Raw genomic sequence first — 13,182 nt, 5'->3', positions numbered from 1 at the left:
AGCAGGCGCTCTCCCAGCTGAGCTAAGCCCCCATTATACAATTAAGAGTCGGGAAGACAGGATTCGAACCTGCGACCCCTTGGTCCCAAACCAAGTGCTCTACCAAGCTGAGCTACTTCCCGTTATTAAATTATTAAATAATAAATATAAAATGGCGCGCCCGATAGGAGTCGAACCCATAACCTCTTGATCCGTAGTCAAACGCTCTATCCAGTTGAGCTACGGGCGCATGTTTTATATTATATATGGTGCCGAGGACCGGAATCGAACCGGTACGGTAATCACTTACCGCAGGATTTTAAGTCCTGTGCGTCTGCCAGTTCCGCCACCCCGGCATCATAAAATAAAAATGGAGCAGAAGACGGGATTCGAACCCGCGACCCCAACCTTGGCAAGGTTGTATTCTACCGCTGAACTACTTCTGCATGATTCAGTTATAATCGGAAAACTGATGAGCCATAGAGGATTCGAACCTCTGACCCTCTGATTAAAAGTCAGATGCTCTACCAACTGAGCTAATGGCTCTTGAGATGGTGCCGGCCAGAGGACTTGAACCCCCAACCTACTGATTACAAGTCAGTTGCTCTACCAGTTGAGCTAGGCCGGCTATTTAAATGGTGGAGAATGACGGGTTCGAACCGCCGACCCTCTGCTTGTAAGGCAGATGCTCTCCCAGCTGAGCTAATTCTCCAAATATATATTGCCTGGCAACGTCCTACTCTTGCGGAACGTAAGTCCGACTACCATCGGCGCTAAAGAGCTTAACTTCTGTGTTCGGCATGGGAACAGGTGTGACCTCTTTGCCATTGTCACCAGACAATATTTTAAATTATTTAATTATGTGCGTTTCAATAACTCACTTAAATTATTTTAACTTCTTTCGTTAACATTTGCAATAGTCAATTTTACACTCAGTTAAAATCTTTTTTACAAAATTGTAACGCGTTCTTTTTGACGACCCTTTAATATTACTACATTCGGTCTTTTATGTCAACACTTATGTATCATCTTTTTTAAGAATTTATATTCATGCAAGATTGCTCATAAAACGTTGCTTTATTTCGTAGAACAATTAACAATTATACAGGGTTTTGAAAATTATGCAAGTGCTTTGCGAAAGTTTTTTAAAAGATATTTACATTTGCCGACCTCCCTCTCTTTTTATAAGAGATCATGTGCTTTTTGAGGCCCTTTATACATATAAAAGCAGGCGTGTCTTAAAAGGTGACACGCCTGCTTAATTATTCATTTTGTTAAGTACTCAGCTTATTTTTGACGCATGTATGGGAATAATAATACGTCTCTGATAGATGGTGAGTTTGTTAATAACATAACAAGGCGATCGATACCAATACCTAAACCACCAGTTGGAGGCATACCGTATTCTAATGCTTCGATATAGTCTTCGTCCATCTCGTGTGCTTCGTCATTACCTTGTTCTTTTTCTTTCAATTGCGCTTCGAAACGTTCTCTTTGGTCAATTGGATCATTCAACTCAGTGAATGCATTCGCATGTTCACGACCCACGATGAATAATTCGAAACGATCTGTGAAACGAGGATCTTCCGGATTTTTCTTAGCTAATGGTGAAATTTCAATCGGATGACCATATACGAAAGTAGGTTGAATTAATGTTTCTTCTACTTTTTGTTCAAAGAATTCATTTAAGATATGACCATATGTCATATGATCTGTAATTTCAATGTTATGTTCTTTAGCTAATGCACGTGCTTCATCATCAGATTTTACATCATAGAAGTTTACACCTGTTGCTTCTTTAACAGCGTCTACAATGTGTACACGTTTCCAGTCAGATTCTAAATCAATTTCATAATCACCGTAAGGGATGACTGCTGTACCAAGTACCGCATTTGAAATATGACGGATTGTACCTTCTGTAATGTCCATAATGTCATGGAAATCAGCATATGCCTCATAAAGCTCAATCATTGTGAACTCTGGGTTATGGCGTGTTGATACACCTTCATTACGGAATACACGGCCGATTTCATATACTTTTTCTAAACCGCCGACGATTAAACGTTTTAAGTGAAGTTCAATCGCAATACGCATATATAGTGTCGCATCTAATGCATTATGGTGTGTCACGAATGGACGTGCTGCTGCACCACCAGGGATTTGATGCATCATTGGTGTTTCTACTTCTAAGAAACCTTTGCTGTTTAAGTAATTACGCATTTCTTGGATGATTTTACTACGGTTGATAAATGTTTCTGTACTTTCTTGGTTTGTAATCAAGTCTAAATAACGTTGACGATAACGTTGTTCAATATCTTGAAGACCATGGAATTTATCTGGTAATGGACGTAATGATTTTGTAAGCATGATGAATGATTTCGCTTTGACGCTTAATTCACCTGTGTTTGTTTTGAACATAACACCTTCAATACCGATAATATCTCCTAAATCTGCCATTTTCCAAATATCAAATTGTTCTTCACCGACTTGGTCTTTACGGACATAAATTTGGATTTGACCAGATAAATCTTGAACGTGCGCAAATCCAGCTTTACCTTTACCACGTTTTGTCATTAAACGACCCGCGATTGAGACGTGGCTTTCATCTTCTTTTTCATGTAATTCTTCTTTAGAGAAAGCATCCCATTTTTCGTGTAGTTCAGCTGCGCTTGCTGTACGGTCAAAGCGTTGGCCGAACGGATCAATTCCTAAATCGATTAATTCTTGTAATTTTTGACGGCGGACCTGCATTTGGTCATTCATTTCTTCTGACATGTTATCTCTCCTTATTAAGCTTCTTGTGTTGCTTTATCTGCAGTAATTTCTTTTTGGAAATTCTGCAGGATATCAATCATTTCTTGTTCTGTGTTGGCTTGGTTTAATGCTTTACGGGCTTTTCCGTTGCCTTTAACACCTTTTAGGTACCATGAAGCGTGTTTGCGCATTTCCATAACACCAACCTTCTCACCCTTTAATTCTACTAGTCGGCGCAGATGTAATAAAGCAATTTCTACTTTTTCTTTCACTGTCGGTTCACCCATCAGCTCGCCTGTTTCTAAATAATGGACTGTACGGTAAATCATCCATGGGTTGCCTAAAGCTTCGCGCCCAATCATCACCGCATCTACGCCAGTTTCATCCAGCATTTTTTGCGCGAGTTCAGGGCTTGTCACATCTCCGTTGCCGATAACTGGAATATTAACCGCTTCTTTCACTTGTCTGATAATATCCCAATCTGCTTTACCTTCATACATTTGCACACGTGTACGGCCATGCAATGAAATCGCAGATGCTCCTGCACGTTCTGCCGCTTTCGCATTTTCCACTGCGTAAATATGATCGTCATCCCAACCAATACGCATTTTGCATGTAACAGGTTTATTGACTTTCTCAACAACTGCAGATACCATTTCATAAATCTTATTAGGGTCAAGCAGCCATCTTGCACCCGCTTCACAACGGATAATCTTATTCACTGGGCACCCCATATTAATATCAATAATATCAGCTGTTGTATTTTGATCAACATAAACTGCAGCTTCGACTAAACTTTCTTTCTCACCGCCGAAAATCTGCAACGATAACGGACGTTCATTTTCATCTATATACAACATATTCATTGTTTTCGGGTTATTGAATAAAATCGCCTTGTCACTGACCATCTCAGCGCAAACTAAACCCGCACCGAACTCTTTGACAGTCAATCTGAATGCAGAGTTGCACACCCCAGCCATAGGAGCGAGTACGACTCTATTGTCGATTTCTACATCTCCAATCTTCCACATAATTATTACCTCTCAATCTATCTCTTACGTTTATTGAACTTTTTTCACAGTTTCGTTAGGAACAGTTATATCTTTAATTTTGGTTTGTGTTCTTGGCTCTACCTTATTTGGTGCAATCTCTTGCAGCGGAATCAAGACAAAAGCACGTTCTGTCATTCGTGGATGCGGAATCGTCAAATCTTGTTCTTCAATGATTTGGTCACCATATAACAGGATATCGATATCTAAAGTACGCGGACCCCAACGTTCTTTACGTACACGATGCAGTTGCTGTTCAATCGCCAAGCCCCTTTCAAGGACGGCTTTTGGTGATAGTTCTGTTTGAATTTCCACACATAAATTTAAAAAATCCGGTTGATCGACATAACCGACAGGCTCAGTTTCATAAAATGATGAAACTTTCACTACTTTAATACCAGATTGTTCATCTAATAAACGTATTGCTTCTTTTAATTGGTTTTCTCGGTCTCCGACATTGCTGCCGAGTCCTAAAAATACATCAGTCATTTTGATTCACCCTTGTAATTTCCACACCTACGCCATCATAGTGACCTGGAATCGGCGGTACTTCTTTTGTTATACGTACTTTAGTTTCCAATACCCGATTATAGTGTGAATTTATACGATTTGCAATAAGTGCTGCGAGATGTTCGAGTAAATTTTTAGGTTCCCCTTCCATAATTTCTTTCACATCCGCATAGACTTCCGCATAGTTGATCGTATCTTCTACTTGATCGGACTTTCCTGCTTCAGTTAAATCAGTCGTTAATTCAACATCTACGACAAAGATTTGCCCAATTTCATTTTCTGCTGATAAGACTCCATGATAACCATAAAATCTCATACCATTTAAAAATATACGATCTTTCATCGTTCAATCTCCTTTAAATAATCAATGCCATGTGCAATACGCGCATTGAGTTTTACATTATGTACACGTACCGCTTGCACACCTTTCATCACACCATAAGCAGTCGTTGCTGCTGTCATTTCATCACGATCTTCTGGTCCTTCGTCTGAACCCATCATTTCTTTGATGAAGCGTTTACGACTCGTCGCAAGCAATACTGGATATTCTGTCGCAACTAATTCATCCAGTCGCTCCATAACTTCTCGTTCTTCCAATCTCGTTTTCGCAAAGCCGATACCTGGATCAATCCAGATTTTATTCGTCGCAACCCCTGCTGCTTCTGCACGATGTGCTTGTTTTAATAAATAAACTAGCATTTCATCCATGACAGGATCTTCACGTTGTCCATCTCCATTGTGCATCAAGACAATTTCAGCATCGTATTGTGCAACGACTTCAAACATTTTAGGGTCATATAAACCTGCCCATTGGTCATTAATCATTGTTGCACCAGCCTCTAATGCTGCTTTCGCAACCTCACGGCGAAACGTGTCGACAGACAATTGCACATTAAATTCGGAGAGTGCTTTAACAACTGGAATGACGCGTTCTAATTCATCTTCTAATAACACTTCACTGTGCCCTGGTCTTGTGGAAACACCGCCGATATCTACAATGTCGACACCTTCATCCATCATTTCCTTCACACGTGCAACCGCCGCATCTACAGAATTGTATTTGCCGCCGTCAGAAAATGAATCAGGTGTTACATTCAATATGCCCATGATTTTTGTATGTGCCATGTCTCTCTTCCTTTCATCATAACTGTGATACATTATATCAAAATTTTAACATATGACCGACCCCAAGCGTTCAAAAGGTGTTTGAAATGAAAAAACCGCCGTACCATTTCTCAAAAAGAGAAATGCGAACGGCAGTTCATCAATGTTTAACTTATTTACCTTCAAAAGAATATAAAGGTGTAGATAAGTAACGTTCACCATTACTTGGAAGTACAGTTACAACTGTTTTACCTTTACCTAATTCTTTTGCTTTTTCGATTGCCGCATAAATTGCAGCACCTGAAGAAATACCTGCTAAGATACCTTCTTCTTTAGCAACTCTGCGTGAAGTTTCCATTGCAGTTTCGTTGCCGATTTTAACAACTTCATCATAAATGTTTGTGTTTAATGTGTCAGGAACGAAACCTGCGCCTAAACCTTGTAATTTATGAGGGCCTGGTTCGCCGCCGCTTAAGACAGGAGAACCTTCTGGTTCGATTGCTACGATTTGAATACTAGGGTATTTTTCTTTTAAGACTTTACCTACACCACTTAATGTACCGCCAGTACCGACACCTGCTAAGAATGCATCGATTGTACGGCCTTCGAATTGTTCTACAAGTTCAGGACCTGTTGTCAATTCGTGGATAAGCGGGTTCGCTGGGTTTTCGAATTGTTGTGGTTCATAGTAACCATATTCTTCTTTTAATTCTTTTGCTTTTTTAATAGCACCTTTCATTGCTTCAGATCCAGGTGTTAATACAACTTCTGCACCGTATGCTTTTAATAAGTTACGACGCTCTTGACTCATTGTTTCAGGCATTGTGAATACAGCTTTGTAACCTTTTGCTGCTGCAACAAATGCTAAACCGATACCTGTGTTACCACTTGTAGGTTCGACAATTGTATCACCTGGTTTGATTTTTCCTTCTTGTTCAGCACGCTCGATCATCGCTAAAGCGATACGGTCTTTTACTGAACCACCTGGGTTTTGATACTCTAATTTAACATAAACATCTGCAGCATCTTCTGGTACGATGTTGTTCAATTTAACTACAGGTGTATCTCCAATCAGTTGTACAATGTTATCTACGGGTTTATTTGCCATAAAAAAACGCTCCTTTATTCTTAAAAGATATTTAATTAAGTCACCAGAACCTCATTAATAATACCCCGAAACAATTCAATTCTGATGCTTAGTCATGCCATTATTTCTATTAAACCTTATCTATTTCATCGGATATTATTATTTTATCAGATTTATACATTGTTCCACAAGTTCATTGTCTCTATTCTTTATTATTTCCTCTTTTCCCATAAAAGAAACGTCTTACACTGTGATTCGTTACAGTAAAAAAGCGAGACGTCTGATCGTCTCGCTTTTCAATGTGTTTATTTAGCATGCAATTCTTCGATTAAACCTTTAAGTTCCGCTTCACTATAGTGATATTTCGTACGGCAGAAATGACATTCTGCTTCTGCGCCATGATCTTCATCAATCATGCTTTGAATTTCAGCTTCACCTAAGCCTTTAATCGCATTTAAGAATTTTTCATGACTGCAGTTACATTCGAATTTCACGGGTACTGTTTCTAAGAATTTCACATGTTCTTTACCTAAAATCTCAGTCAACAGTTCTTCTGGTGATAATCCTTGATCAATCAATTGAGATACTGGTGTCATATGTGTGATGGCTTGTTCAACTTTTTCAATTGTCTCTTCTTTCGCATTCGGCATGACTTGAATAATAAAGCCGCCTGCTGCTTTGATAGAGTTATCTGGATTTACAAGCACACCTAAACCAACAGATGATGGGACTTGTTCACTTGTCGCATAGTAGTATGTGAAATCTTCACCTAGTTCACCTGACACAATCGGGCTTGAACCAGAGAAGTAATCTTTCATCCCTACATCTTTAACAACTGTTAATGTACCGTTTGTACCCACTGCACGTTTCACATCTAATTTACCTTGGTCATTTAATGGGAAATGTGTTTGTGGATTCGTAACGTATGCGCGTACGTCGCCTTTCGCATTCGCATCTGCTACAATACGTCCGATTGGACCTTGGCCATCTACAGTGACAGTTAATTTTTGGTCACCTTTCAACATGGCACCCATCATAACAGTTGCTGTCATTGTACGACCTAATGCTGCTGATGCTGTCGGCCATGTGTAATGTCTTGTTTGTCCTTCTTGCACTGCATGAGTCGTTACCGCTGCATACGCACGGATATCTCCATCAAATGCCAGTGCTTTTACTATATAGTCTTGAGTCATATCTTTTTACGCCTCTTTCTTCCACTTAATTTTCAACATTTATGATTTCATCGTTCAATTATTTTCGTTAAAAAATCTCTTTCTGCGTATTCCTAATGATAGCAGAAAGAGATTTTAATCTACATTATTTAGTTTCAGACAATAGAATCGTCTTATTTATCATTTCGAGGGTCAGAGTCATCTTTGTCTTTAGCTTCATGTGGTGTGTCATCTTCAGCTGCTTCATCAGAATGTTTCGTTTCTTGATGTGCTTCTGATTCTTTTTGACGTTTTTCTTGCTCGTCTACTTCAGCCTCTTCTTCTTGATATTCCTTGTCCTCTTCACGGACTTCTTCAAGGATTTCATCATAAGATTTACCGAATTTACCTTCTTGGAACTCTTCATCACCTTGTTTAACAACTTTCGCTTCATCATAGTTCACTTCAGGTAATTTACCTTCGTAGAATAATGAATGGATTTGTTCACGTACTAATGTTTCTTCTGTCAACAATGTCTTAGCGATAAGTTTAAGTTGATCTTCATGTTCAAGCAGGATTTGTTTACAACGTTCATATTGTTCTTTGATGATACGTTGTACTTCTTTATCGATTTCATAAGCGATTTGACCAGAGTATTCTGGTTCGCCTTGCATATCTTTACCTAAGAACACTTGACCGCCGCTCTTCGTAAACTGCATTGGTCCGAGTTTCTTACTCATACCGTATTCAGTTACCATTGAGCGCGCAATTTGTGTTGCACGTTCGAAGTCGTTTGATGCACCTGTAGACACTTCATTGAAGTTGATATCTTCAGATACACGACCACCGAGCAAGCCGCAAATCTTATCAAGCAATTCTGGCTCTGTCATTAAGAAGCGATCTTGTTTTGGTAACATCATCGCATAACCGCCAGCTTGTCCACGCGGTACAATTGTAACTTTGTGTACCACTTCAGCTTCATCAAGCACCATACCGATAATTGTATGTCCTGCTTCATGGTGCGCGACGATATTACGTTCTTTCTCAGAAATAACACGAGATTTCTTAGCTGGACCTGCGATAACACGGTCTGTTGCTTCTTCAATATCTCGCATGTCGATTTTCTTCTTACCGTCACGAACTGCAACTAACGAAGCTTCGTTCAGCAAGTTTTCTAAATCGGCACCAGAGAAGCCTGGTGTTCTTTGCGCAACTGCTTTTAAGTCTACTGTTTCATCTAATGGTTTGTTTCTGGCATGTACATATAGAATCGCTTCACGGCCTTTAACATCTGGACGACCGACTTGGATTTGTCTGTCGAAACGACCTGGACGTAATAACGCTGGGTCAAGGATATCAGGACGGTTTGTTGCCGCAATCATGATAATACCTTCGTTTTCGCCGAAACCATCCATTTCAACTAATAATTGGTTCAATGTTTGTTCACGTTCATCGTGACCGCCGCCGACACCGGCACCACGTTGACGACCTACTGCGTCAATCTCATCAATGAAGATGATACAAGGTGCGTTTTTCTTCGCGTTATCGAATAAATCACGAACACGGCTGGCACCGACACCGACGAACATTTCAACGAAGTCAGAACCACTGATTGTGAAGAATGGCACGCCTGCTTCACCAGCTACGGCACGGGCAAGCAATGTTTTACCTGTACCTGGAGGACCGACTAAGAGTACCCCTTTAGGGATTCTTGAGCCCATATCTTTGAATTTCTTATTGTCTTTTAAGAAGTCGACAATTTCGATTAATTCTTGTTTTTCCTCGTCTGCACCGGCTACGTCAGAGAAACGTACACGACGTTTTTGGTTGTCGTACATTTTAGCTTTGGATTTACCAAAGTTCATCATACGACCGCCGCCTCCGCCGCCTTGCGCTTGACTAAGGAAGAATATGAATAATAAAGCAATAACCAATACTGGAATCAATGTTGAAAGAATACTAACAAATACGCTTTGTTTTTCTTCTTCTTTAACTGTAAATTTTAAATCTTTTTGTTTTTGTGCTTCACCTGTGACTTTTTGTAAGTCTTTTTCGTTATTATATAGCATCGTTGAAGAATAATCTTCACCGTTCTTGGTCTTTCCAGTGATCATATAAACGTTCTGCTCAGGCTGAACTTCGATTGATTTCAAATCGCCTTTTTCAAGTTTTTCGAAGAACTGTGTATATGATAGTTGTTTCGGCATATTGCCGTTACCATTCAGCCAGGAAAATAAACCGAATATAAAAACGCCAATGATTGCGATTACAAGCACATTGCGAAAAGCTTTCTGCATGCGTTTTTTCCTCCTACTCCAATAATAAAACTAACAAAAATTGTAACACAATATAACTTTTAATGGCTAGTATTTCAACTTTGTAGAAAAAGTAAGCCTACTATAGTATTCATTTGTCGATTATTTTTGATAAATCTCTGGTTTCAATGTTCCGATGTATGGCAAGTTACGGTAAAATTCCGCATAATCCAAGCCGTATCCGACTACGAATTCATCTGGGATTTTTCTGCCTACATATTTTGCTTCGATATCTGCTTTACGACGGTTTGGTTTATCTAGCAATGTGACGATTTCTAAAGAATTCACACGACGAGATTTCAATAGTTCAGTAATTGATTTCAAAGTTGTACCCGTTTCTAGAATATCTTCTACGATTAATACATCTTTATTCTCAATAGAGCTGCCTAAATCTTTTAAGATTTTAACTTCTCCTGTAGATTCTGTACCGCCGTGATAGCTTGATACATCCATAAAATCAATTGCTAAATGTGTATCGATGCGTTTGATTAAATCTGACATGAACATTGCTGAACCTTTTAAAATGCCTACACAAACAAGGTCTTTATCGGCATAATCTTCTGTGATTTTTGCTCCCAGTTCACGGCAGAGTTGCTGGATTTCATCTTCCGTCATCAATATTTCTTTTAAATCTTCCTTCATTTCGGCTACACTCCTAAATTTATTATCTCTAATTTCCCTTCATAATCTGCCGCAGTGTACAAAGTACCTACTGCAATAATCTCCCCTTGTTTATTAAGCAATATGGGCAATCGCTCACGTTCAAATTTAGGAACTTTGCGATTGATCATTAAGCGGTTGACTTTCTGATGGCCTTCTTTGTTTGGTAGTACGAAGCGATCTCCCGATTGTCTCGAACGTATTACCATTGGGAAGTCCGAACCCTCAATATCATCATGAACTATAATGCGGTATGTACCATAATCATAATAACCTGGTTGTGTAATCCGCTGTGGTGTCGTCTCGTTTTTTGTGCAACCCATTATTATAAATTTATCATACACAATTTGAATATTCCATTTATCTGTCGCATAAATTATCGCTTGAGATTGAGAATTTTCAATTTGCGCAAACCATTCTTTATACGCTTGTTCAGAAATGGGAGCGCCTGATACATAAGCCTCAAGCAATTGATCCAGCACGATTGTTTTTAACGAATGCGACAATCTATTGAATGCAGTACGGTCTACCTGAATCATTTCTGACTCGTGCGTAACATGTTGGTTGATAAAATCATCTGCTGCTTGATGCAGTAAATCGAATTGCTCATCATGCCAAGCTTTCAACTTTAACAACTGCGCAGTATCTAGGTGGTCATTCGAATCAATGGTTGGAAAAATGCGATTACGAATATCGTTACGTACATAATGATTATCTTGGTTAGACTCATCTTCGAAATACGGCACCTGATACTCAGCTTGATACGCTTTAATAGCTTGTTTATCGGTATGCAGTAAAGGTCTGACTAAGCGATAACCGCTTCTCTCCTCTACTCCCTGCATCCCAAGTCTGCTTCTTGTAGACCGTCCTGTCATAAGACGATAGAAAATCGTCTCTAACTGGTCATCTAAGTGATGTGCTGTCAACAAAACAGTAGCACCTAATGCTTTCATTTCAGACTCAAACCAAGCGTAGCGCTTTTGACGTGCATCTTGTTGAATGCTCTTACCTTTATTAGTCAATGCGGATAAATCCAATTCGTGGGTGCGAAGCGGGATATGATGTTGCTGGCAATAACGTTCTAAGAAAGCCGCTTCTTCTAAAGAAGCCGATCTGATTCCGTGATTGACATGCAACACGGTCAGTTGGCGATATGTATGATGATAGTGTGTGGTCAACATATGTAATAATACCATGCTGTCGACACCTGTGGAAACCGCTAATGCAAGATGGTCATTTTCAGACCAGCCTTCTGTATAAATATTCATATCCTCACCTCGTCCTCATTTGAAATATACGCATGGATAAAATTTCAGACAAAAATAAAAGAGACTGTTCCCTTCGAAACAGTCATCTGCTTTATGTTGAATTATCGTCTTGAACCTCTTCCGCCGCGTCTTGATTCAGCTTGGCGTTTGATAGACGTCATTTTTTCTTCGCTATCTTTTAAGAAGTTGCTTAATTTCTTTTCAAAGTCTTCTGGTTTGTTATGTGATGGTTTGCCATGACCACCATGGCCGCCTCTATGATGTTGTCTTTTCGGACGATCTTTCGCTTTTTTAATTGAAAGACTAATTTTACCGTCGTCAGCAACAGATAGTACCTTAACTTCTACTTCATCTCCAACAGACAAGTGATCTTCCACATTTTCAACATAATTGTCTGCAACTTCACTGATGTGAACTAAGCCACTTTTCCCTCCAGGCAATTCTACAAACGCACCAAATTTTTTGATACCAGTGACTTTCCCTTTAAGCTTGCTTCCTACTTCGATTGACATATCCTAAATAAATCCTCCGATTTCTTTCAATTTTACTTAACTCTATTATATGCTTGTTGTGCTAATTTAACAATGGCATATCAGTTAAAACAGTTAGATATTATACTTTTCTTACATTAAAAACACATTAGACGTTATTTTCCTTCTTTTTTCTTCTCTTCAGGTAATTTAAAAATGACTTCCCCATCATTACTTAAATAATAATCGTCACGTGCGACTTTCTCTATATACTCTTTGTTATTCAAATTATTCAATTGTTCTTTCAAAGCAATTTCTTCATCTTGCTGTTTTTGGAACTTTTCTTCTTTTACTTTACGTTCCTGCGCATCTTCAGCATTGCTTCTTGTTTGAGAGATAACCATGACAGAAAGGACGATAATGATTGCGAGTAAAATCCCCGCAAAGAGCATAATACGACGTTTAACCACACGCTTTTTCATTTCGCGCTGTCTTTTTCTTCGGTTTTCGTTCTCGATATACCTGTTTTCCATATGCTCTACTTTTCTAGCCATGGTATGTCACTCCTTAGTCATTCTCATTAATACGTTCTTCTTTCACTAATTCATACATGCCTTTCGCATTCTCTTTCGACGCATGTTCGCTTAATCCAGTGACACGAATTGTAATCACACGTTGTCCGAAACGAATGACGATTTCATCACCGATTTTGACATCCGTACCTGCTTTAGCTGTGTTGTTATTCACTTGAACACGGCCTTGGTCACTGACTTCTTTCGCAAGTGTACGGCGTTTGATTAAACGAGATACTTTTAGATATTTGTCTAATCTCACG

General features: G+C 39.2%; 13 protein-coding genes, 7 tRNA genes and 1 rRNA gene. All 21 read right to left on the bottom strand.

The window, feature by feature from the left end; translation table 11 throughout:
• Window positions 1-48: 48 nt before the first annotated feature.
• A tRNA-Pro gene (locus HMPREF2603_RS09865) sits at window positions 49-122 on the bottom strand.
• 30 nt (window positions 123-152) lie between these two features.
• Window positions 153-229: transfer RNA gene (locus HMPREF2603_RS09860), tRNA-Arg, on the bottom strand.
• 17 nt (window positions 230-246) lie between these two features.
• Window positions 247-335: transfer RNA gene (locus HMPREF2603_RS09855), tRNA-Leu, on the bottom strand.
• A 15-nt stretch (window positions 336-350) separates the two neighbouring features.
• A tRNA-Gly gene (locus HMPREF2603_RS09850) sits at window positions 351-425 on the bottom strand.
• Between the two features lie 27 nt (window positions 426-452).
• Window positions 453-525: transfer RNA gene (locus tag HMPREF2603_RS09845), tRNA-Lys, on the bottom strand.
• Between the two features lie 6 nt (window positions 526-531).
• Window positions 532-607, bottom strand: a tRNA-Thr gene (locus tag HMPREF2603_RS09840).
• Window positions 608-615: 8 nt separating this feature from the next.
• Window positions 616-691, bottom strand: a tRNA-Val gene (locus HMPREF2603_RS09835).
• An 11-nt stretch (window positions 692-702) separates the two neighbouring features.
• Window positions 703-817 (bottom strand): 5S ribosomal RNA (gene rrf / locus HMPREF2603_RS09830).
• Window positions 818-1,266: 449 nt separating this feature from the next.
• A complete protein-coding gene (gene lysS, locus HMPREF2603_RS09825) occupies window positions 1,267-2,754 on the bottom strand; it encodes a lysine--tRNA ligase (RefSeq protein ID WP_002481933.1) in 1,488 nt (495 codons plus the stop codon).
• 14 nt (window positions 2,755-2,768) lie between these two features.
• Window positions 2,769-3,764: a tRNA dihydrouridine synthase DusB gene (dusB, locus tag HMPREF2603_RS09820; protein WP_070462580.1), complete on the bottom strand. Its 996-nt coding sequence runs from the start codon at window positions 3,762-3,764 to the stop codon at window positions 2,769-2,771.
• Between the two features lie 30 nt (window positions 3,765-3,794).
• The gene (folK, locus tag HMPREF2603_RS09815) at window positions 3,795-4,271 is read right to left on the bottom strand and encodes a 2-amino-4-hydroxy-6-hydroxymethyldihydropteridine diphosphokinase (RefSeq protein ID WP_023016267.1); all 477 of its coding nucleotides are present in this window, start codon (window positions 4,269-4,271) and stop codon (window positions 3,795-3,797) included.
• Window positions 4,264-4,635 carry a dihydroneopterin aldolase gene (folB, locus tag HMPREF2603_RS09810; protein ID WP_023016268.1) on the bottom strand — a complete coding sequence of 124 codons (372 nt, stop codon included), beginning with the start codon at window positions 4,633-4,635 and terminating at the stop codon, window positions 4,264-4,266. The genes folK and folB overlap by 8 nt, the downstream gene beginning before the upstream one ends.
• Complete coding sequence (folP, locus tag HMPREF2603_RS09805) at window positions 4,632-5,417, bottom strand: dihydropteroate synthase (RefSeq protein WP_060804573.1); 786 nt, start codon at window positions 5,415-5,417, stop codon at window positions 4,632-4,634. The genes folB and folP overlap by 4 nt, the downstream gene beginning before the upstream one ends.
• Before the next feature lie 151 nt (window positions 5,418-5,568).
• Window positions 5,569-6,504: a cysteine synthase A gene (gene cysK / locus HMPREF2603_RS09800; protein ID WP_002481928.1), complete on the bottom strand. Its 936-nt coding sequence runs from the start codon at window positions 6,502-6,504 to the stop codon at window positions 5,569-5,571.
• Window positions 6,505-6,788: 284 nt separating this feature from the next.
• Window positions 6,789-7,676 (bottom strand): Hsp33 family molecular chaperone HslO, encoded by an 888-nt coding sequence (hslO, locus tag HMPREF2603_RS09795; RefSeq protein ID WP_023016270.1) that lies wholly within the window; start codon window positions 7,674-7,676, stop codon window positions 6,789-6,791.
• A 152-nt stretch (window positions 7,677-7,828) separates the two neighbouring features.
• A complete protein-coding gene (gene ftsH / locus HMPREF2603_RS09790) occupies window positions 7,829-9,931 on the bottom strand; it encodes an ATP-dependent zinc metalloprotease FtsH (protein ID WP_023016271.1) in 2,103 nt (700 codons plus the stop codon).
• A 120-nt stretch (window positions 9,932-10,051) separates the two neighbouring features.
• Window positions 10,052-10,591, bottom strand: coding sequence for a hypoxanthine phosphoribosyltransferase (hpt, locus tag HMPREF2603_RS09785; protein WP_002481925.1), 540 nt, complete (start codon window positions 10,589-10,591; stop codon window positions 10,052-10,054).
• A 5-nt stretch (window positions 10,592-10,596) separates the two neighbouring features.
• Window positions 10,597-11,877 carry a tRNA lysidine(34) synthetase TilS gene (gene tilS, locus HMPREF2603_RS09780; protein WP_060804577.1) on the bottom strand — a complete coding sequence of 427 codons (1,281 nt, stop codon included), beginning with the start codon at window positions 11,875-11,877 and terminating at the stop codon, window positions 10,597-10,599.
• A 101-nt stretch (window positions 11,878-11,978) separates the two neighbouring features.
• Entirely contained in the window at window positions 11,979-12,389 is a 411-nt protein-coding gene (locus HMPREF2603_RS09775) for a S1 domain-containing RNA-binding protein (RefSeq protein WP_002481923.1), read from the bottom strand.
• A 134-nt stretch (window positions 12,390-12,523) separates the two neighbouring features.
• Entirely contained in the window at window positions 12,524-12,901 is a 378-nt protein-coding gene (locus HMPREF2603_RS09770) for an FtsB family cell division protein (RefSeq protein ID WP_002481922.1), read from the bottom strand.
• Between the two features lie 13 nt (window positions 12,902-12,914).
• Window positions 12,915-13,181, bottom strand: a complete 267-nt coding sequence (locus HMPREF2603_RS09765; RefSeq protein ID WP_002481921.1) for an RNA-binding S4 domain-containing protein — start codon at window positions 13,179-13,181, stop codon at window positions 12,915-12,917.
• Window position 13,182: the final 1 nt, after the last annotated feature.

It is taken from the genome of Staphylococcus sp. HMSC055C03, assembly GCF_001809385.1.
GTDB lineage: Bacteria > Bacillota > Bacilli > Staphylococcales > Staphylococcaceae > Staphylococcus > Staphylococcus simulans.
This window is presented reverse-complemented; position numbering and strand designations above follow the sequence as displayed.

Coding starts and splice junctions, on each gene's coding strand:
- lysS (WP_002481933.1), bottom strand. CDS start 2,754: ATGTCAGAAGAAATGAATGACCAAATGCAGGTCCGCCGTCAAAAATTA.
- dusB (WP_070462580.1), bottom strand. CDS start 3,764: ATGTGGAAGATTGGAGATGTAGAAATCGACAATAGAGTCGTACTCGCT.
- folK (WP_023016267.1), bottom strand. CDS start 4,271: ATGACTGATGTATTTTTAGGACTCGGCAGCAATGTCGGAGACCGAGAA.
- folB (WP_023016268.1), bottom strand. CDS start 4,635: ATGAAAGATCGTATATTTTTAAATGGTATGAGATTTTATGGTTATCAT.
- folP (WP_060804573.1), bottom strand. CDS start 5,417: ATGGCACATACAAAAATCATGGGCATATTGAATGTAACACCTGATTCA.
- cysK (WP_002481928.1), bottom strand. CDS start 6,504: ATGGCAAATAAACCCGTAGATAACATTGTACAACTGATTGGAGATACA.
- hslO (WP_023016270.1), bottom strand. CDS start 7,676: ATGACTCAAGACTATATAGTAAAAGCACTGGCATTTGATGGAGATATC.
- ftsH (WP_023016271.1), bottom strand. CDS start 9,931: ATGCAGAAAGCTTTTCGCAATGTGCTTGTAATCGCAATCATTGGCGTT.
- hpt (WP_002481925.1), bottom strand. CDS start 10,591: ATGAAGGAAGATTTAAAAGAAATATTGATGACGGAAGATGAAATCCAG.
- tilS (WP_060804577.1), bottom strand. CDS start 11,877: ATGAATATTTATACAGAAGGCTGGTCTGAAAATGACCATCTTGCATTA.
- HMPREF2603_RS09775 (WP_002481923.1), bottom strand. CDS start 12,389: ATGTCAATCGAAGTAGGAAGCAAGCTTAAAGGGAAAGTCACTGGTATC.
- HMPREF2603_RS09770 (WP_002481922.1), bottom strand. CDS start 12,901: ATGGCTAGAAAAGTAGAGCATATGGAAAACAGGTATATCGAGAACGAA.